General features: G+C 37.3%; 25 protein-coding genes. 14 read left to right on the top strand and 11 right to left on the bottom strand.

Annotated features, from left to right (window positions below; genetic code table 11):
- Positions 1-70: 70 nt before the first annotated feature.
- The 8 genes from GXM16_RS20595 to GXM16_RS20560 form a co-directional block, all read right to left on the bottom strand.
- Positions 71-535 carry a GNAT family N-acetyltransferase gene (locus GXM16_RS20595; RefSeq protein WP_163396384.1) on the bottom strand — a complete coding sequence of 155 codons (465 nt, stop codon included), beginning with the start codon at positions 533-535 and terminating at the stop codon, positions 71-73.
- 484 nt (positions 536-1,019) lie between these two features.
- On the bottom strand, positions 1,020-1,247 hold the full coding sequence (locus tag GXM16_RS20590; protein ID WP_163396383.1) for a hypothetical protein: 228 nt from the start codon (positions 1,245-1,247) through the stop codon (positions 1,020-1,022).
- 328 nt (positions 1,248-1,575) lie between these two features.
- Entirely contained in the window at positions 1,576-2,769 is a 1,194-nt protein-coding gene (locus GXM16_RS20585; protein ID WP_163396382.1) for a hypothetical protein, read from the bottom strand.
- 102 nt (positions 2,770-2,871) lie between these two features.
- On the bottom strand, positions 2,872-4,083 hold the full coding sequence (locus tag GXM16_RS20580) for a Shedu immune nuclease family protein (protein ID WP_163396381.1): 1,212 nt from the start codon (positions 4,081-4,083) through the stop codon (positions 2,872-2,874).
- Between the two features lie 270 nt (positions 4,084-4,353).
- Positions 4,354-5,262: a COG2958 family protein gene (locus GXM16_RS20575; RefSeq protein WP_163396380.1), complete on the bottom strand. Its 909-nt coding sequence runs from the start codon at positions 5,260-5,262 to the stop codon at positions 4,354-4,356.
- Between the two features lie 151 nt (positions 5,263-5,413).
- A complete protein-coding gene (locus tag GXM16_RS20570) occupies positions 5,414-6,244 on the bottom strand; it encodes a hypothetical protein (RefSeq protein ID WP_163396379.1) in 831 nt (276 codons plus the stop codon).
- A complete protein-coding gene (locus tag GXM16_RS20565) occupies positions 6,214-6,549 on the bottom strand; it encodes a hypothetical protein (RefSeq protein ID WP_163396378.1) in 336 nt (111 codons plus the stop codon). The genes GXM16_RS20570 and GXM16_RS20565 overlap by 31 nt, the downstream gene beginning before the upstream one ends.
- A gap of 135 nt (positions 6,550-6,684) precedes the next feature.
- On the bottom strand, positions 6,685-7,386 hold the full coding sequence (locus GXM16_RS20560) for a hypothetical protein (RefSeq protein WP_163396377.1): 702 nt from the start codon (positions 7,384-7,386) through the stop codon (positions 6,685-6,687).
- A 782-nt stretch (positions 7,387-8,168) separates the two neighbouring features.
- On the opposite strand from GXM16_RS20560, the gene GXM16_RS20555 reads away from it, so the two are divergent.
- From GXM16_RS20555 to chrA, 14 genes are all read left to right on the top strand, one after another.
- Complete coding sequence (locus GXM16_RS20555; RefSeq protein WP_163396376.1) at positions 8,169-8,579, top strand: single-stranded DNA-binding protein; 411 nt, start codon at positions 8,169-8,171, stop codon at positions 8,577-8,579.
- A gap of 55 nt (positions 8,580-8,634) precedes the next feature.
- Positions 8,635-9,708 carry a DUF932 domain-containing protein gene (locus GXM16_RS20550; protein WP_163396375.1) on the top strand — a complete coding sequence of 358 codons (1,074 nt, stop codon included), beginning with the start codon at positions 8,635-8,637 and terminating at the stop codon, positions 9,706-9,708.
- Between the two features lie 125 nt (positions 9,709-9,833).
- Positions 9,834-10,499 (top strand): PRTRC system protein E, encoded by a 666-nt coding sequence (locus GXM16_RS20545; protein WP_163396374.1) that lies wholly within the window; start codon positions 9,834-9,836, stop codon positions 10,497-10,499.
- Positions 10,500-10,515: 16 nt separating this feature from the next.
- The gene (locus tag GXM16_RS20540; RefSeq protein ID WP_163396373.1) at positions 10,516-10,734 is read left to right on the top strand and encodes a PRTRC system protein C; all 219 of its coding nucleotides are present in this window, start codon (positions 10,516-10,518) and stop codon (positions 10,732-10,734) included.
- Between the two features lie 16 nt (positions 10,735-10,750).
- Positions 10,751-11,923, top strand: coding sequence for a hypothetical protein (locus tag GXM16_RS20535; RefSeq protein WP_163396372.1), 1,173 nt, complete (start codon positions 10,751-10,753; stop codon positions 11,921-11,923).
- Entirely contained in the window at positions 11,920-12,648 is a 729-nt protein-coding gene (locus GXM16_RS20530; RefSeq protein ID WP_163396371.1) for a PRTRC system protein B, read from the top strand. Before GXM16_RS20535 ends, GXM16_RS20530 begins: the two co-directional genes overlap by 4 nt.
- Positions 12,645-13,439, top strand: a complete 795-nt coding sequence (locus GXM16_RS20525) for a PRTRC system ThiF family protein (protein ID WP_163396370.1) — start codon at positions 12,645-12,647, stop codon at positions 13,437-13,439. The genes GXM16_RS20530 and GXM16_RS20525 overlap by 4 nt, the downstream gene beginning before the upstream one ends.
- Entirely contained in the window at positions 13,432-13,743 is a 312-nt protein-coding gene (locus tag GXM16_RS20520; RefSeq protein ID WP_163396369.1) for a hypothetical protein, read from the top strand. The genes GXM16_RS20525 and GXM16_RS20520 overlap by 8 nt, the downstream gene beginning before the upstream one ends.
- Positions 13,744-13,768: 25 nt before the next feature.
- A complete protein-coding gene (locus tag GXM16_RS20515; RefSeq protein WP_163396368.1) occupies positions 13,769-14,098 on the top strand; it encodes an ArsR/SmtB family transcription factor in 330 nt (109 codons plus the stop codon).
- Between the two features lie 88 nt (positions 14,099-14,186).
- Positions 14,187-14,660 carry a DUF6428 family protein gene (locus tag GXM16_RS20510; protein WP_163396367.1) on the top strand — a complete coding sequence of 158 codons (474 nt, stop codon included), beginning with the start codon at positions 14,187-14,189 and terminating at the stop codon, positions 14,658-14,660.
- 19 nt (positions 14,661-14,679) lie between these two features.
- Positions 14,680-15,294: an arsenate-mycothiol transferase ArsC gene (locus GXM16_RS20505; RefSeq protein WP_163396366.1), complete on the top strand. Its 615-nt coding sequence runs from the start codon at positions 14,680-14,682 to the stop codon at positions 15,292-15,294.
- A gap of 3 nt (positions 15,295-15,297) precedes the next feature.
- Positions 15,298-16,329 carry an ACR3 family arsenite efflux transporter gene (arsB, locus tag GXM16_RS20500; RefSeq protein WP_163396365.1) on the top strand — a complete coding sequence of 344 codons (1,032 nt, stop codon included), beginning with the start codon at positions 15,298-15,300 and terminating at the stop codon, positions 16,327-16,329.
- Positions 16,330-16,339: 10 nt separating this feature from the next.
- Positions 16,340-16,774 (top strand): DoxX family protein, encoded by a 435-nt coding sequence (locus GXM16_RS20495; protein ID WP_163396364.1) that lies wholly within the window; start codon positions 16,340-16,342, stop codon positions 16,772-16,774.
- Entirely contained in the window at positions 16,764-17,894 is a 1,131-nt protein-coding gene (chrA, locus tag GXM16_RS20490) for a chromate efflux transporter (RefSeq protein WP_163396363.1), read from the top strand. The genes GXM16_RS20495 and chrA overlap by 11 nt, the downstream gene beginning before the upstream one ends.
- 197 nt (positions 17,895-18,091) lie before the next feature.
- On the opposite strand, the gene nhaA is transcribed toward chrA, so the two are convergent.
- The 3 genes from nhaA to GXM16_RS22925 all read right to left on the bottom strand — a co-directional run.
- Positions 18,092-19,279, bottom strand: coding sequence for a Na+/H+ antiporter NhaA (gene nhaA / locus GXM16_RS20485; RefSeq protein WP_163396362.1), 1,188 nt, complete (start codon positions 19,277-19,279; stop codon positions 18,092-18,094).
- A 213-nt stretch (positions 19,280-19,492) separates the two neighbouring features.
- Complete coding sequence (locus GXM16_RS22930) at positions 19,493-19,984, bottom strand: transposase (RefSeq protein ID WP_229684403.1); 492 nt, start codon at positions 19,982-19,984, stop codon at positions 19,493-19,495.
- The coding region (locus GXM16_RS22925; RefSeq protein WP_244307527.1) for an IS110 family transposase at positions 19,935-20,367 on the bottom strand (433 nt) is incomplete at its 5' end. The genes GXM16_RS22925 and GXM16_RS22930, both read right to left, overlap by 50 nt.

The raw sequence follows: 20,367 nt of genomic DNA, 5'->3' as shown, positions 1-20,367 counted from the left end.
GAATTATGGTTTTGACCGCGATATTTTCAAGTTTCTCTCGGCAAACTCCAGCTTTCACGTTTTTATATCCCTATACTAAGTTTGGGCCCTTTTTCCTCAAATCCATTCTTCTTGTAGAATTCAACGGTTCTTGGCCATTGCTCTTTGCTGGGGCGCCGACTTCCACTTTCTTCCAATTTTTTGTTCTTGCAAATTCTAAGGCGCTCTGAATTAATAATTTTCCAATTCCCTTGCTTCTGATGTTTCTGTCAACGTATAATTCTGTTATGACGCCAAAATCGCCGCCGTTGTAAATGGCAGTTCCTTGGGCAATTGTTATCATCCCTGCAGTTTGATTGGTTCTGCTGTCTATTGCAATGAATCCTGCGAAGTTCTCTCTTGGCAATAGCTCTTTACAGGTATCTTCAATTTTAGATGCGTCAATCACAAAATTGCTTCCGCTTTGCTGATTGAAATCCTTTAGCAGCTCGCAGATTAATTCTGAAATTAATCCCGAGTCCTTAGCTGTCGCTTTATTTATTTTGTATGCATTCATTTTATGATCGTGCCAAATGGCTGTTATTGCGGATTGTTTTTCTCGATATTAGGTTTTTATTGGCAAACTTTTCCCGTTTCTGCTTTTCATATTCTAATTTTTACGCTTCTGCTTTTTGATTTTCTGCGAAAAAGAAGTTTGTGTTTTCAAATTGCTTTTATCTGCTTAATTCGGCATAACTGGTACATAGCTGCCTTATGCCAGCCATAAAATGGCACCAGTATGACATTTTGCAGCCGGCTTTGTGCCGTTATTAAGCTTTTCTTAGGGAATATATGAAATAAATGCCAAATCCTTTTCGCTGTTGCAGCAGTAGTTTTACTTTTTAATTTCAGCGGTCAGTTTCTGCAATAGTAACCAGATTAGAAGGCTGTACGGAATCCACCCGCGAAGCGCACTGCTTTTCTTCCTGCTTTCCATTTATCCACTGCATCACAGTTACTTCCCTTTATGTTTTTGATTAAAAAGCCGGTATGCTTCTGTCTTATTCCACGAGCAAAGGTAACTCCGTGCCCTTTGCCAAAAGCAAGGCCGGGCCTTTCAGGTCTTCCTTGAAAATCTCCATCCCTTCGGGTAGTATTTTCAAGAAGAGCCGTTGCTTTTGGCGGACACTAACCTTTTTATGCTCATGAAACAAAACACAGCATACTGCGGCTCTTTTTGCTGCTTTTGCGGACGCTATTTCAGGGAAGTCATTATACGGGGGATCCATATGTCTCCGTTTGAACTATAAGGGTGTAGATGGAGGGGTGAATGTAAGAAAGATTGATTTAGTATCTACTTTTTAGTGATGCTGGAGTTTGGATAAGACCTAAATCAATTTGTCGATTTTAAATTGCTTTTTAGGAGCTTATCCCGCTATCCGCTGCAATCTTTTGCGCCGAACCCCGGCGTAAAAGATTGCAGCGGATAGCGGGGCTAGGGAGATAGCGTGATGAATAATCATTAGTTAAATGTCTGGATGCAATATTTTAGGTTTTCTTAGCGACGAAAGGATTTTTGATTCCGTATTTCTTATTCAGCTGCAGATAATCTGATGTTTATTCTAATTCGTCAAATTGGAATTTCAATTCTTCCGTTGATTTTTCTCCAAGTAATTTACTTATTATATTATTGAGAAAGTTGCTAGGAAAAACTAAAATACTATTGCATAAATTAGACGGATAAACACACTTGTTATGATTTTCTATGATACTATTATTATACCATTTGAGATGAACTTGCATCTCTAACATTTTCTTATAATCAATTTTTTTATAGTAACATGTAAGTTTGTTTCCATTTATTTCTTTTGAGAACATTTTTGTCGGTTTCAAATCTTCCAACTCGAATATATCCTTTACTTTATAATTTGTTTCTCGTTGTACTTCTTTAAGGTAGTTAAGCCACACATATGCAATTTCTCTGTTTCTATTGAAAGCAAGTTTTGTTGTAGCTTCTTGTATATGTTTAATGTTTTCTTCTATGTTAAAAATAAATTTATCGTTATTTTTAGTAGAGCCTGATGCATCTTTTCCAGAAATTACTTCCTGTAGTAAAAAATCAGTTGAAATTTTATCATTATAGTTATTGATTGTTCTATATGTTGGTATTAATTCTTTGTTATTTAATGGTTTAACTAAGTTGGAGTATTCTTGATATATTAAGTCTGTGTCTCCATATGGTTGACTATATGGATCAAAATTAATTCTCAAAAAGCAGAGTATTATAAGATTTACTATTAAAAAATTTGTCAATGAAATAAATGTAGCTTTTCCAAACTTTTGTTCAATTGCATAGCCAAAAAATAAAAACATATAAAAACTACTTATTGCTGAAAAAATATTTTGAATAAAATAATAAGTATAATTTTCACTAGTAAAAAAAATGGCAGTCAAAATATTAATTATTGGTATGGCTATTAGATGAAAAATTATTATATAAGCCAAAGTTCCTCCAATATATTTTTTACCGAAAAACCTGCTTACTAAACCAAATATAAAGGCTATCGGGAATATATAAAAAAGATTTAAAATTGCGGGTTTTATACCAGCTGTCAGGCTAGTTTCAACACTTAGAAAAATAAATGATGCTGCATAAACAAAGAAGAAAAATAAAAACTGTCGAGTTTTCTGCTCTTTATTTTTTATTAAGATATCTTTAATGGTAATTCTAGGTTTGAAAAAAAAATTATAATAGACTGTTATCCATTCAGACACTTCGTTAAAGGTAAAATCTTTTTGAAATTCAAACATATAATTGGTTCTAGTAATGATTAGTTTTTATAACGTCAGTCAACTTGCTATGATAAATCATGCAAAGCTACCTATAGTAATGTGTTATATATGAAGCTCATATCATTGAGCAATTTCTTCTTTTTTATGGCAAATATAAAACGCTCTTTGGTAAAGCTCGTCATATGTGAGGATTTCTATATTTTTTAAATTTTTTCTAAACATTTCAAAAGATGAAAATTTAATTTCATTGATTTTATCATCTTTTATAAACTCGTTTAGATTACCAATTAAGATAAAAGCTTTAGGATTGTATAGATAAAGTTCTTCACCTGTTAAATAATCTTCTGAATCTTTAATTTCCGTTTTTGTTGAAATTTCTTTTATAGCTTTTTGAACCGTTCTCTGAACCTGAGCAATTGCACCTGATAAATGATCAGAGATCTGCCAAGATTCTTCGCGATAAGAATTTTTGATTTCTTTTAATAATGAATGTGAACTTAATTTTAGTTCGCAGAAGCAAAGTGAATTAATTGCGCCTTGAGATTTTAGTAGTGCATCTATTCTTTTGCCTTTTGCTGAAAAATTTGAACCAGATGTTACTTGTTCTAATTTTTTTTCATCCAATTCTGAATTAAAAATATAATCTAAGCCGTAGCCTAATATCCAAGTGTTTTTTTCGAAAAATTTTTGCCAAACGGCTTCATCTCCCTGGCTTTTATTTAATTCATTTTTAATTTGCTCCTTGTACTCATCGAAAAAGCCATCATGGTGTAAAAGTTTATCAAAAATTTCTAATTGATTTTTTCTATAACCGAAATTGATAATATCTTTTGAGGTGACATTATTGCTTAAAGCTTCTTGTAATATTTCTAAATTTTCGGCAATTAGCTTTACTGCTTGTTCTTTATTTAATAGCATTTTTGCAAGTTCAGCATCACTAACATTAAATGTGTTGTCATTTGGAAATTCGACTTCTTTAATGCTTTTTAGAAACTGGTAGAGATGTTCGACTTCCCTACCATGAAATGAAGCTTCTTTTGTAGAATTTTTTAGAGGATTTCTCTGCACATCAAATTGCTGTATCACTAGCTTTTCAATATTTCGATTATCATCTTGAAAAAACAATGCTTTTAGCTGTCTTAAACCACTTAAAGTGTGGCCTAATGTTGTTTCATTTTTAAGTAGAAATTCGTTTCCTTGATGGTCTAAAATTTTATGCGCAAATTTTTTCTTAAAATTAGAAAATGCTGGCTGAAAACTTTTCGAAAAATATGTTTTACCGACTGAGCGCTGTGATGCGTGGAATTCATCTTGATTTATTTCTTCATTCATATTTGCAAATTTTGTGAATTAGCGATGTCATTGTTGGTATTATTCCAAGCATTTAGTTATGAGTCTGTAATACTTTCCAATTTAGTGCCGTTTCCTGTATTTATTATTTTGCTGTTAATTTCTTTTTCTCATTTTTTTTCATCAAGTATGCAGTCTCATATTTCAATTGAAGATAATTTTAAAAAATCGTTGCAACTCCTATTGTGGTTTGCACATTAGATTCATTACGCTCAATACTTAGCTACAGTATAATAGCTTTATGAATTGCAATTATTTTGCTTTTAGTTTTTCAATTTCTTCAACTGTATCATATTCTTTGTTATGGATTTTTCTGCTTGTTAAATCGATTTTTACTGTTTCAATAAAATCTTTGAAATCATTATTCATAGCGAGTTTATTGACAGTTTCTAAATCAAGATTTTTCTTGTGTTTAGCCGGGATGATAATTTCAGATGAGTGCGGGTCATCAACATCCAATTCTATAACTCCAATACCAAATGAGGCTGACAACCTTGATAACTCGTCAAAAAAATCCTCATCTTCAGAGATTCTCGCAGCAACTAAATAAGATTCGTTTGCCCATGAAGAGTTGGAGACACATTGGAAAAAGCTTTCCCGTAAATTCGCAAAACTCAATTCTCGTTTTAATTCAAATGAATATAATACGATTGATCTCACGCCAATTGCATTGCTGAAATCGTTAACTTCCTTTTTCCAGTCTTCCATTCTGAAATAGCAACCTACCATATCCGGATGCACCCATTCGCCGAATTCTTTTTTGTTTGAGACGTGATGTTTTATAGTTTTTGTATAACAATGCATATGGTAATAAGCAAAATAAGTTAGATACTTGTGCAGGTCTTTCTCTAAGTACTCAAATTTTTTCTTTTTTGCTGGCGGTAAATCTTCTGGAATTGTGTTGTCATCTATATCAATGGTGTTTGCCATTAGTTTAAGGTAAAATTTCTTTGGCCTTGAATCTGTTTTAGCAAAAATGGATTTGGGATTGTCTTTTGCATTTACATAGATTTGCGCTCCTAACGTAGCCCAAGGTGTTTTGCCTTGCGAGTTTAAGCTTTTGTCATATCCTTTTTTGACAGCAATATTCCATATTTCGGATGATGTTAATGGCTTATTTTCTTCTTTTAAAACTGATTCTGCTAATTCAAGAAATGTCATTTTAATAGGTTTTTGTAATGGTTTTTATAACGTTTTGGACTATATCGAGTTTGGGATTAAATTAAGTCATTCTTCTGATTTGGTAAATCTTCTTGGTATCAAACAACTTTTCATTAAGACACCAAAAAAAATCCGTTGCGGTAGTTGCCAATTATTTTAGGTCACTAATTCGTTTCAAAATTTCTCTTGTATCAAGATGCTGATTTATTTCAATTACTTTTTCGTAAAAAGGTAAAGCTAGTTTTTTAATACTTTTCTTTTTAAAATCATTTGTTTCATTTTTCCACTTATCATATTTTTGATTACCAAACTTTACAAGCAGTTCAATTATTCGGACCATTTCTTTTTCTAATCTTCGCTCAGTTATCTTGTCAGCTAAGTTGTTAAACTCTGCATTTGTGGTTTTAATATCATGCTTTGATTCATATCTTGTTAGCGTTTCATCAATCTCAATTGTCTCTTCTTGTGGAAAATTAAAATGAATATTTGTAGCAGCCCAAAATCCATAAGTTTCATCAAATAGAATAGTTGCATCATGCCATTCCCCATAAAAATTAGCTGTTTTTTTAATGGTAATACCTTTTAATCCTTTTTCTGTACCATGGACAACAACATCTTTTAGATTTGGAAAATATCCTTTAATATTTTTTTCTGCCCTATACTCTTCAAATGCCTTTACATATTCATTTTTAAACTTATCGAAAAAGGCAATTACATGGTCAATTAATGGAATTAGAAAATTTTGAATAGATACTCTATAATGAATTGTACCGCCGATATTAATTGGTTCAGAGTCAAATAATATATAATCACCATCACTTAAACCGTAAGCTGAGTGAAAGAAAGTATTTCTAATCTGCTCGTAATGCATATTTTCGAAAAAATCTATTATTTTGTCATAATTACAATCACTTAATTTCTCTTTGATAGCTCTTATTTTTTCTCCAGTTCCTAAAAGACGTTCTTGTTTTTTTGTTTCCAAAATAAACGAGATGACCCTCCGAAATTTAGTGCGTTTAAACAAAGACTACCGACTATGTTATAAAAATCACTGTTCTCGAAAAATGTAGAATAGAGAAGCAAGCCAATCCTAATTTTTTCGGAATCTTTATTTTCATTATATAGCTTTTTGTAGAATTCTAATCCGCTGAACCATTCTTTAAGATTTGAGGCTTCATCAGGACTTCCAATATGCTTATAATTTAGAATTGTTAAAAGAAATTGAAACTCATTTTTTGATTTTGCATTACTAAATAATTCTTCAATTTGCTTCAGTGTGTCTTCCATAGTATATTCGTTATAATGATTGTAGCCAATGTTGGACGTGCTTCACGATAATTGCCAAAATACTTATTTGTGAAATGTAGATTTTCTACTATCGAAATTCAACAATATCATGCAACGGCGGTTAGCAGAAGTGCATCACTTAATATTGTTATTAGACATCCATTTTTTAATATCTTCATAAAAATTGAAAGTAACAGTTCTGTAGTCATCATCCCAAATCTTTCTGTCGTCTAGTTTAATTTCTTTCCAGTGATCAAACATTTTTTTAATTATTTCGAAAAGCTCTGAATCGATTTGTTTAAGTCTCATTAGGTCTGCAGTGTAGTCAAAATTATCGTTTGGGTCAGCGATAATTGCCACAATTCGCCCTATATAGGGATCTACTAAACTCAAGTTGATTTCTTGTTCATTGCGGTAAAAACTTTCAAATTGTTGAATTTCTTCATTGGTGATTTTGTAAAGATTATAATCAGCAATAAATAGCTTTCTATCAAAACCCATTTCTAAATATAATGGCAACATCTTAATATGATCCATACTGTTACCGATGTGTTCGATTAATTCCTTTGATAAAATGCTTGATAAAATATAATCACCAATTATAAAGTTTGTTAAACTCGCACCAATATAACAGTCTTTAGATCTTAGATATACATGAAGCAATTCGTGGGTAAATGAATCTTTACATAAATTATCTGAAGTGACATATAGTACAACATTATCATTTTGAGCATAACAGCCATAATTATTTTCAAATGAATTTTCAATTGAAATATTAAATTTATTACTGAGGTCATCCCACAAATTTTGATTTCTGCTGTCTATTAATTGATTCATTGCTTTTTGTTTTTTTTATTTTGGATACCTACATTATATCATCCATCAAAGGCGGCATAGGTTTTTCCAGCTGGATTTGTGTATTAGTAAGATTTTTAAGCGAATATAATAATAATTACCTAATCTTTTTTCGCTGTCAAGCTGGATTTTCAATAATTAATTACAGTGGGCGGTGCTGAATTAAAAGAATATTTAGAAGACTGCTTTCTAATTCACCCACCGAGCACACTGCTTTTCTTCCAGAATGCTCTATATCCACATCATCGCAATTTCTTCCCTTTATCTTTTTGATTAAAAAGCCGGTATGCTTCTGTCTTATTGCATGAGCAAAGGTAACTCCGTGCCCTTTGCCAAAAGCAAGGCCGGGCCTTTCAGGTCTTCCTTGAAAATCTCCATCCCTTCGGGTAGTATTTTCAAGAAGAGCCGTTGCTTTTGGCGGACACTAACCTTTTTATGCTCATGAAACAAAACACAGCATACTGCGGCTCTTTAGACGAATAAAAAAAAATGTCAGAAACGGGAATTGAAATAGTGATTAAAGAAGTGATGAAACAAAACAGCGCCAGCTCTCATTGCCGAATAAATTTCCAAAAAAAATACAATCAAAAAAGATAAAATAAGGGGCGCAGATCAAAGCGGGGCGGGGCAAATAAAATGCGGAAGTAAAAGTATAAAAGTATAAAAATGAATAAATGAATAAATGAATAAATGAATAAATGAATAAATGAGCTATCAAAGTAATAGGATAATTAATTGGATATAAATATTTAAAAATCAGAATCATGAACATTACAGGAAGATTGACAAGAGATGCGCAGGTGCGCACATTGTCGGACAGCAGACAGGTGGTGAATTTTGCGATAGCCATCAACGAGAGTTACAAAAACAAAAAAGGCGACAGGGTGGAGCAGACTACCTTTTTCGACTGCGCCTACTGGATAAGCCCAAGGGTTGCCGAGTGGCTGACCAAAGGCACAGTGGTGGAACTTACAGGCATGGTAAGCGCAAGGGCGTGGTCAGGGAATGACGGGGAACCGCGTGCGGGGCTGACCTTCAATGCATCGAATATCAAACTGCATGGGGGAGGCAGAAAATCCGATGGTAAGCAGACGTTGGAAAGTGGGCAGACTGCGGAACAGCCAGAAAATAAAAAGGTTGCCGTAAAAGAGCCTGAGGACGACCTCCCGTTTTGAGCAGGCAGTGAACCGTTAGAAACAATTTTAAGTTCAACTTTTAAAATCAAACATCATGGCACATAATATCAATTACAACAGCAAGACAGGGAATTATTCCTTTTTCAGCGTGAAGGAAAAAGCGTGGCATGGGCTTGGTCAGATAGTACAGGACTATCCGACAAGCTCGGAAGCTATCAGACATGCAGGTCTTGATTATCAGGTGGCTAAAAGCCCGCTTTACACCAAGGGTTCGGAAATTCTCGTAACAAGTCAAGGTATTGAAGTGGGAAGCACGGAACTGGCAGTCCCTGACTGTTTTGCCACCATACGCACCGACAGCAATGCCGTTTTGGGCGTAGTCGGGAAAGATTACCATATCGTACAGAACCGTGAGGCGTTCGGCTTCTTTGATGCCGTCGTGGGCGGTGGTGACGGCATACTCTACGAGACGGCGGGGGCGCTCGGGCAGGGGGAACGCATTTTTATTACCGCCAAACTCCCTGATTATATCCGTGTAGGCAAAGGGGATGACGTGTGCGAAAAATATATTTTCCTGACCACCTCCCATGACGGGAGCGGAAGCATCACAGCGGCTTTTACGCCCATCCGCATCGTATGCCAAAATACCCTTAATGCTTCACTGCGCTCGATGAGCAACGTGGTGCGCATCCGCCATACCTCAGGGGCAAAACAGCGTTTGGACGATGCCCATAAAGTGATAGGGCTCGCGGACAGGCTCAGCGGTCAGCTCGAAGGAATTTTTAATGAGTGGACAAAAGTAAAGGTGACAGATAACGAGGTTAAAAAGCTGATTCAGCTGGCACTATGTCCCAATGCTGAAACCCTTGCTTTAATCAAAAAAGGGGCTGAAAATGAAGTATCCGTCATATTTAAAAATACCGTCGAGGATGCTTTTGCCTATGCCATGGCGAGCGAATCACAGCAGACGGAAACCACTAAAGGAACGCTTTTCGGGGCATACAATGGCGTGACGGGCTACTATCAGAATGTACGCAGATATAAAGATGATGAAGCTAAACTGCATTCAATTGTTATGGGAGGCACAGCCCAGTCAAAAGCCCAAAAGGCGTTTGATTTATGCACGGCTTTTCAGACGGACGGGGCGCAAATCCTCAACCTGAATTAGGCAGGCGGATAAACAAAGGCTGTTTCCAAAAGCGCAACAGCCTTTTAAAAAGTGTTATTCCTATCGGAATTATAAAATCTATAGTCATTAAAAAAACAGCAATAAACAATTAAAATTTTACAGCAATGGATACTAATTTTTTCAATCAGATAGCGCAGATGGACATTATTGGGGATCTGCACATTACCGTAGCCAAAGCGACAGAGGACAGGCTTGTAGTGCTTGTCATGCTACAGAACGAGGCTTGCGGGGACAGCGCCAAGCACAGCATACCACCGCTGAGCCTGCGCGGAACGGCAGAGGAGCTCGACCAAGGCTTTTTTGAGAATATCACAGCGCCCATGCAAAGCGCCTCGGGGCTGATGGTGGACATGGAAGGCTATATGAAACAGCTTGAAAATACCAAAAAGCAGTCGGCAATGGTAAAAGAAAAAGAAGACAGGCAGAAAAAGGAAGCCGAAGCAAAGGACAAAAAGTTCAATGATGCGATGGCTAAAGCCGACGAGCTTGAAAAGGAAGGGAAATTCCGAGAGGCATGGATGAAAGTGCCAGAAATCCACGAATTCCCATTAAAAGCAGAGCAGTTGCGCAGAAGAAAAGCCGAACTGTCTGCGAAATTCGCGCCCGACCTTTTTGGCAGTGCGCCAGAGAAGACAGCGACCGAACCGCCAAAAGAAGCGCTTTTCCCCGAGCACGGCTACACTGGGGAAGACGAGCAGGCAGAGCAAGAGGAAACAGAAACCCATGAAGCGGAATATTGGGAAGAAGACCCCGACGAGCCCGAATATTAACTAAAACACAGCAGTCATGGTACTATCGACACAATTGCAGAGGGTTTTTATACTCAAAGACAAGGGGCAGGAAATAAGGCTTACTGACCCCGAACCGCGATGGAGCACCGAGGCGGTGCTGAATTTCTATGCACCGACATATCCCATACTGACCACCGCGAAAATATCCTCCCCTGCCATCAGGGACGATGCGGTGGAGTACCGATTTGAAACGGTAATGGGGACAAAAGGATAACCGAAAATCCAAAGCCATGAAGTATGCAAAAGACAATTATTTCGGGAAAAGTCAAACTGCCCGAGGGAAAAAGACAAAAACAGCTTCACGCACAGCTCGCAGGGTTTATGCATTGGATGCAGAGACCCAAAGATGCGGGCGAGGTGCAGAAAAACAAACCAAGGTCAGTGCCTGCGGGGATGCTACCGATGGTTTTCTAAAGGTTTCTTTCCTGCCTGTACTGCAACAAGTCAAAACGGTGCAGGCTAATGAAGAATCTGCAAAAATGCAGGACGATTTTTATTCCTCCCTTGAAAGGCTTGCAGGGCATTACGGCATTATGCCGATGGCAACACGCCATTTAGGGTTTCCGTACAATACGGCAGTCGCTTTTTGGGATTTGCAGGAAAAGCTCAAAAAAAGCGTATCGAACTTTTTTGAACTGCGGGTGTTGCAGGGCGCAGAGCAGACCTATCTGACAAGCGAGGAAAAATGCAATACAGGGACAACCCTCTATTATATTCCGATACAGCCGATCTATCAGATGCTCAAAGACCCAAATCACAAGAAAAATGCACACCTGCTTTTATCGGTGTGTGCTTATCTGTACCATATCGCAGAGATTCCGTACTACAGGGAGCAGGGCAGTTACGTGTATTGGCTCTACGAGATGCACAGGGAATGGACGGAACAGGACGAGGACAGGGAGGAAAACGAAAGATATATCGGAGAGTTTGACAGGGCGGAATTTATTGGAGACAGCATACAGCAGAAGATTTTCAGCTTGATGAACCTAAGTTTTTTTGAAAAAAGGCTGAATGCTTTTAAATGCCGTGATGCTTTTGATAAGGTCTGTTTGGATATAGCCCGAAAAGCTTTTGCCTTATTTGCCGACTATCCCAACGAAAACATTTTTCGAAATGCACCCATGAATTACGCGGATGAAGATGAAGAAACGGAAAGTGAGCGCATAGGCATGGAAAAGTACATATCCTTTATCTGCGATACCAAAGGCTGGCTGTATGAAAGTCTTGAGGAGAGCATCAACAGCGAATTCAACGAGTACGGTACAATGGATGAGCCCACGATTGTAAAATGTTTTGACGCAAATGAACTGACAGGGAACAGCCTTGATTTTGAAAGCCGACTGTTTGCCCTTTTGGACGATATGTGCGCTTTGCTTTATAACTATAAAAAACAACGAAAATGAATAATATAACTGATATTACACAGGACTTTGGAACGCTTTACCACCCCAAATCAGCCCTTGTTTTCTATGAAAGCAATACTTTAGATAAAGAGGTTTATGTCGAGCATTTTGATATGGATAAAAACGGTGCGCCCATCAATGCCCATCCGCTTACAGAACGTGAAGCCGAAGCGCTCGCAAAAGCCCTTATAACAGAAAAAATGAAGCAGACCGCCTTTTTAAAATCGGGCGGGATTCTGCCGACAAACATTCTTCATATCCATCCAAGCAGGGACAAAGGAGCTGTGATATGGCATACCAAACCCCAAAAAAGACCGCTGTATTTTATAGAGGGTCTAGGGATTCCGAGCGGGCAGGCTTTTGTGCCTGCCATGGTCTGGCAGGCAACCAAAAACAGCCTTCGGGTATTTGCGCTTATGGGCAACCGCAGACCCACGGAAAAAACACTACTGTATCATGCACCGTTTTTTAACATTAATGAAGACGGCAGGGTGTGCATGGGGTCGGTAAGCATTGATATAAAAGAATCTTCCTGCGTTGAGCAGTTTACAAAGGCATGGGAGCACTATTTCTTCCGAAGCTATTTCAGCCACCTTATGGGAGAGAACAGCCCAATAAAAGGCAACTGCGTGAGCCTGTGGAAAGACCTTGTCGCATCGGGGAGAGCTTTTCCGACAGCAATTTTGAAAAGAAGCAACAATACACTTAAAAATTTATTGCCATGAAAACCAAGATACATTTTACAGACCCTTACCTGATAAGCCCGACAAATCCCCTTACCGTTAACCTTATCGGGGCGGGCGGTACGGGCTCAAAGTTGCTGACCGCCCTTATGGAAATGAACCACAGCCTCACCGCTCTCGGGCATGCAGGGCTTTCGGTGCGCCTATGGGATGATGATGTTATCACAAATGCCAACCTCGGCAGACAGCGCTTTGCGCCCTCTGAGGCAGGATTGTATAAATCCGTGGCGCTTATCAACCGTGCCAACCGCTTTATGGGCACAAACTGGAAAGCGGAAACAGTTAAATTTCAAAGGGACAGTTTTGGAAAACTGCCTGCAAATGCGAAAGCAACCATTTACATTACCTGTACGGACAGCGTAGAATCCCGTTTTGAAACTGCCGATATTTTAAAAAACAGCAACCAAAGAAACCACAGGGACGACCCGAAATACTGGATGGACTTTGGCAACAGCACCTGCACGGGGCAGGTTATACTCTCCACGGTGGGGGAGATTGCACAGCCCAAATCAGAGAAGTTTGAAACAGTGGCGCGTCTGCCTTTTGTGACAGAGGAATTCGGGGAACTTTTAAACCAGTCGGAAGCATTGGACAACACGCCAAGCTGTTCGCTTGCCGAGGCGCTCGAAAAACAGGATTTGTTTATTAATTCGGCATTGGCGCAGATGGGATGCTCGCTTTTGTGGAACCTCTTTCGGGAGGGCATGACCGCGAACAGGGGATTTTTTCTGAACCTGAAAGATTTCAGGTCTCAGCCCATTGCAGTTGGATAAGCCCTTAATCGGGCGGCAAAAAGACACTCCTTCCTTGCGGTCGGAGCGTCTTTTTGCGTTTAAAGCGGTGGAGCGCCTTTGCCAAAATGCAGTTCCCGCTATTTTACCAAATCCGCTGCGTTTTTTAAAGGGATTCTGTATCCCTTATGCTGTTTTTGGCGGGCTTCTTTTCTGGGTGGCCGAAGAAAAGATTTGGTGTTATGACCCAAGTTTTTTTATAATTTTTGTTGACTTTTGCAGGTTCAATAGTGAGCCTTCAAAAATAATGAATGAAAATCTTTTGTATTTGATTTTAATATCGTAATATTGCGATGTAAATAAATATAGAAATGGGAGTTACAAAAACAGAAATATATAAGGACGAGCAAAACAAGCTAGCGTCGCTTCTTAAGGTTTTAGGGCATCCTGCCAGAATAGCAATCCTGCAATATATTATCAACCAAAAGGCATGTATTTGTAATGATCTGGTTGAGGAATTAGGATTGGCGCAGGCAACTATTTCACAACATTTAAAAGAATTAAAAGCCATTGGGATTATTCAAGGTTCAATTGAAGGAAAATCAGTTTGTTATTGTATTGACGAAAAGGTATGGAAACAATTTCAAGAGGAATTTAATGGCTTTTTCAATCAGGATGTAAACGTAAAGCAATGCTGTTAAGGCATTTTTTTTCTGTTTAATATCGTTATATTGCTATATAACGCTTATAAATTAAGTATCATTTTTATTATTTTAAAAATTTAGTATTATGAAATTATCAGAAATCAAAGAAATCTTACCAACATTAGAGAATGTTGAATTTCAATTAGAAAATGGAACATTTGTTCCAGAACACTTTCACGTTACCGAAGTGGGACAAATCATTAAAAATTTCATTGATTGTGGCGGAGTAATCCGTAAAGAAAAAGCAGTCAATTTTCAATTGTGGAATGCCGATGACTTTGAACACAGGTTGAAACCAGGAAAGCTGTTAAGCATAATTAGACTTTCGGAAGAAAAATTAGGAGTGGAAGATGCTGAGATAGAAGTGGAATATCAAAACGATACAATTGGCAAATATGATTTGGATTTTAACGGAAATACGTTTGTCCTTAAAAATAAAACTACTGCCTGCTTAGCTCAGGATGCTTGCGGTATTCCATCCGAAAAACGAAATAAAAACTTTTCCGAATTAACTGCAAAGCAATCAAATTCCTGCACTCCAAATTCAGGATGCTGCTAAACCCTTAAATAGAATATTTATGTATCCAATATTATCAGAGACAATTCAACAGTTAGAATGGGGGAAAATTAATAACGATGAGCGTAAAAGTACCTTACAGCCGTTGATTGATTTTATTCAGTTAAAAATAAATAAAAAACAACAAATAAATATAAATTTCATTTGTACCCATAATTCACGAAGGAGCCATCTATCACAGGTTTGGGCACAAGTAGCAGCTTCTCATTTCGGTATTGAGAATGTGATTTGCTATTCAGGAGGTACAGAAGAAACAGCACTATTTCCTAAAGTAGCAGAAACATTGACTAATCAGGGCTTTAGTATCTTCAAAATTGCAGACGATAACAATCCTGTATATGCTATAAAATACAGTGAAAATGCTTTGCCAATAATCGGTTTCTCCAAAAAATACGACAGCCCTTTCAATCCAGTCTCCGGATTCGCAGCTATTATGACCTGCTCGCAGGCAGATGGAGGTTGTCCCTTTATAGCAGGAGCAGAAAAAAGAATACCTATTACATTTGAAGATCCTAAAATTTCGGACAATACGCCGGAGCAGTCAAAGGTATATGCTGAAAGAGGTTTGCAGATAGCAGCCGAAATGTTTTATGTCTTTTCAAAAATCAGCCGATAAGTCATGCAAGCAAAATTAAAATTCCTTGACCGTTACCTAACTTTATGGATATTCCTTGCAATGGCATTAGGTATATTTTTAGGTTATTTCTTCCCAAGTATTTCCAGTGTTACGAACAGCTTGTCAGTCGGTACCACCAACATTCCATTGGCAATAGGATTAATACTAATGATGTACCCGCCATTGGCAAAGGTGGATTATTCATTACTACCTAAAGCCTTTAAGGATAAAAAAGTAATCGGAATATCGTTATTGCTGAATTGGGTTATCGGTACAGTATTGATGTTCGGGTTAGCTGTTTTGTTTTTACGGAACGAGCCCGATTATATGACAGGCTTGATACTGATAGGTTTGGCAAGATGTATCGCAATGGTCATTGTGTGGAGTGATCTGGCTAAAGCCAGCCGGGAATATACTGCTATGTTAGTAGCATTAAATAGCATATTTCAAATAATTTCTTACAGCTTTTTAGTCTGGTTATTCATCAATGTATTGCCCTCAAAATTAGGCTTGGCCAATTTCAATGTAAGTGTATCAATGAGAGATGTTACAGAAAGCGTATTAATATACTTAGGGATCCCATTTTTTGCCGGATTTCTAAGCCGTTACTTTCTTGTAAAATCAAAAGGTATAGAATGGTATAACCGAAAATTTGCACCCAAAATATCGCCAATTACATTATATGCTTTACTGTTTACTATCGTATTAATGTTTAGTTTGAAAGGCGATAAAATACTGGAACTGCCAATGGATGTGCTAAAAGTGGCTATCCCGTTAGTTATCTATTTTATACTGATGTTTTTTGTGAGTTTCTTTATCAATAAATCATTAAAAGTTTCTTACGATAAAAATGCGTCAATCGCATTTACAGCCACGGGAAATAATTTTGAACTGGCAATAGCCGTAGCCATAGCGGTATTCGGTATTCATTCGCCACAGGCATTTGTAGGCGTTATTGGTCCATTGGTTGAAGTGCCGGTATTGATACTTTTAGTCAAAGCAAGTTTATGGTTGAATAAGAAATATTATAGTTAATTTTATAGTAATGAATCTCAAAAAAATCATCGAGACAGACCTATCAAAAACGACAATCTTAATTCGATTGATGGTTGGTGCGGTGTTTCTTTCAGAAGGAATTCAGAAGTTTTTATTTGCAGATACACTTGGAGCAGGGCGATTTGAAAAAATTGGTTTGCCTGCTCCTGAATTTTTGGGCTGTTTCGTTGGAGGTTTTGAAATTGTTTGTGGACTTCTTATTCTAATCGGACTTTTCACACGCCTTTCAAGTATCCCACTTATAGTTATTATGCTTGTTGCTATTGCAACAACCAAATCAGAGGTTTTAGCAGAAAAAGGATTTTGGGAAATGATGCACGGAAGCCGTACAGACTGGGCTATGCTTTTGGGGAGTATCTTTCTATTGATAAAAGGTGGAGGTGATTGGTCGGCTGACAAAACTCTGGGAACAAATGGGACATAAAACAAAGCTAAAAGAAATAGCAAAAGTTTTCAGTAAATTAGGTGTCATTGGATTTGGTGGTCCCGCAGCACATATTGCCATGATGCGGGATGAAGTGGTGATCAAACGAAAGTGGATGAACGAACAGCATTTTTTGGATCTGCTGGGTGCTACCAACCTTATTCCAGGACCCAACAGTACCGAAATGGCAATCCACATAGGATACGATAAAGGCGGTTGGAAAGGATTGATAATAGCAGGTTTATGCTTCATTCTACCTGCGGTATTTATCACTGGTGTTTTTGCATATTTGTACAATCTTTACGGACAGCTACCCGAAGTACAACCTTTTATTTATGGTATCAAACCTGCTATAATAGCCATTATTCTGACAGCAATTTATCCATTGGCAAAACAATCTGTCAAGTCCATAAATTTCGGTCTTATTTGTATTGCTGTTTTGTTCGCAGTGGTGCTTGGAGTGAATGAAATTTATTTAATGTTTGGTGCAGGTTTGTTATCATTTGGATTGCACAAGATTCAGAATAGCCAAAATGATACTTTGCAAAGTATTGTTCCGCTTACCTTTCTTCAATTTACACCTGCAACTTTTTGGACAGCGACCAATATCCAACTTTTTTGGACTTTCCTTGAAATTGGTTCTATACTTTATGGTAGCGGATATGTGTTATTTGCCTTTTTAGATACGGAATTGGTAACAACAGGTTTACTCACAAAGCAGCAATTGATGGATGCTATTGCAGTAGGTCAGTTCACGCCTGGTCCCGTTTTTTCATCGGTAACTTTCATCGGCTTTCAAATCAATGGGCTTTCAGGTGCTATTATTTCAACTATAGCTATTTTTCTTCCCTCATTTATTTTTGTAGCACTGCTTAATCCGTTAATGAAAAAGCTACGAAATTCTAAAGGATTGTCTGCCTTCTTAGATGCTGTGAATGTAGCATCGGTGGCCATAATCATAGCAGTGTGCTACGAAATGAGTAAAGAAACAATTACCGATTGGCGCACGATGTTAATTGCAGTTTTGAGCATTGCAATAACTTTTGGATACAAAAGATTAAATAGTGCTGTTGTGGTTTTGGGTGGATCTGTATTGGGCTACCTGTTATTTCAAATTTAAATACATTACTGCTAATGCAGGCCATAACTTTTTACAATGGCCATAACAGTATTTACAATGGCCATAACAGTATTTACAAAAGACAGAAAATTGGGGAACCCAAACACTTCCGTTTTAGCAATTCTTCAGATATGACCATTGCTAACCTAAGATAAAAAAAGTTAACCTTTGTCTTCATTATGAAAGAAGACCGAAATCTAATATCCAGTCTTCCTGATTTTTGCTCTACTGGAGAGATTTAAAATTACATAGCCTAAGATGCCTGCAATTAATGAGGTAATAAGAACAGATAATTTAGCCTCCTCAATGAGTATTTGGTTATCAAATGACAGTATAGATATAAATATAGACATTGTAAAGCCTATTCCGGCAAGCAGTCCCAATCCCAACATATGCAGCATTTTGCTGTTTTCCGGCAGTTGGCCGATTCCTAATTTAGAACAGATAAAAGATGTTGTCACAATCCCAATCGGCTTACCAAAAATCAGTCCTAAAGAAATCCCCAAGCCCAAAGGAGAGGTCAATCCCTCAATCATCTCCCGCTGAATCGTGATATTGGTATTAGCGAATGCAAAAATGGGAATGATCAGAAAATTAACAGGTTTTACAAGGGCGTGTTCCAATGTTTCTAAAGGTGATTCTGCTTCAGTATCATTTGTAGGCAAAGTCATCGCTACCAATACTCCAGCAATAGTGGCGTGAATACCGGAATGATGTACAAAGTACCATATAAATACACCTGGAATGAGATACAGGTAAGGATTTTTTACATTAAATCGGTTCATAGCTAACAAAATAATCATTCCTATTCCTGCCAATCCGAGATAAGCAAATTTTATTCCTTCTGAATAAAATATCGCAATGACTAAAATAGCAATGAGGTCGTCTACGATTGCCAATGCGGCCAGGAATATTTTCAAACTGCTTGGAACCCGTTTATCCAATAGAGAAATAACAGCGAGTGCAAAAGCGATATCGGTGGCCATTGGAATGCCCCATCCGCCACCAGTCTCACTTCCTGAATTAAAACCTAAATATATTAAAGCGGGTAGGACAGCTCCACCAAGAGCTGCAATGATCGGCAGAACAGCTTTTTTTGGTGAGGAAAGTTCACCTTCGACTATTTCTCTTTTTATTTCCAATCCCACCAACAGGAAAAAGATGGCCATCAATCCATCGTTGACCCACATACTGACAGAGTAATCGAGATGAATAGCTTTATTTTCAAAACCAAATTTTGTGTCCAGTAAATTTTGTAATGGAACTGCCAGTGACGTATTTGCAATTATCAATGAAATTATGACGCATAAAAAAAGGAGAAAACCTCCAAAATTGCTTGATTGCACAAAGTCTTTGAAAATCCTAAAATTGATTTTATCCTGCATATTAAGATGAAAAAATTAAATATCGCAATATACCAATAATAACGAACCCAGCCTAATAAATTGAATGTTATAAGTCAATCAAATTAACTGGATTTTTTGTGGATAAATCCATGTATTTGAAAGAATATTTCTTTAAATTCAACATATAGAATCCTTGGATAATAGCAAATAACTAATACCCTTTTAATTTAAAAAAATAGTTTCAATACTTTTTTATACTGTTATTGCTACGGATGGAACAAGATAGTAATCAAAACATGGATCGTAATAGGCATTATTTTTCCATAGTATGTATGTTAATTCCAGTAATTTCCTTTGAATGGCTACAATTGCTTTCATTTTAGTGCCATGCTTTGAAACTATTCTTAGGAAAATATTTCTGAACCGTTCATCCGTCCTTATTGCAGCCAATGCAGGAAAGTGCATTACTTTCCTTAAATTCATGTTACCACGTTTGGATATCCGGGGTTTGGACTTTACAGAAGTTCCAGATGTCTTCTCCCTTACATCTAATCCTGCATAACTGACCAACTGTCTTTTATTCTTTATTAACTCGAATCCATTAGTTTCAGCGATAATTGTTACAGCTGTTAGGCTTCCGATTCCTGGAATAGAAGATACTATTTCCATCTTTTCCCCTAGAGCTTTGTCAGCTTTAATAAGTACTGTAATTTCTTCCCTTGTTTCTTTTTTCCTGCAAATCAATAACAGCTATTCTTTTTTTAGTTGGTTTGACTGAGCTATTACTTGAAGTTGCAGAAGTACGTTCTGCATGCAATTGATTTTTTAACATTGTACGCTCATGTACCAGCTGCTCTCGTTCCCAACAAAGCTCCCTCAAATCATTGAATATTTTTAAAGGAGGTTGACAAACTTCCAACTGCCTTGCTAAACCAAATCTTGCGATGGCTTGTGAAGCGCTTTTGTCAGTTATGGTTTTTATGTCAAGTGTTTTCACATAATTACTGATCTTGTCTGGTAAAACAATACTGACTTGTTTTCTAATACTACATTGGAAAAACCGGTCAATTTGACCACCTAATTCCGGAGTAAATTGACCACGCGTTCCGTAGCAAAGTGACCACCTG

The sequence above is a fragment of the Flavobacterium limi genome (assembly GCF_010645075.1).
Taxonomy (GTDB): domain Bacteria; phylum Bacteroidota; class Bacteroidia; order Flavobacteriales; family Flavobacteriaceae; genus Flavobacterium; species Flavobacterium limi.
Note: the sequence above shows the minus strand (reverse complement) of the source record. Positions and strands in the feature narration are given on the sequence as shown.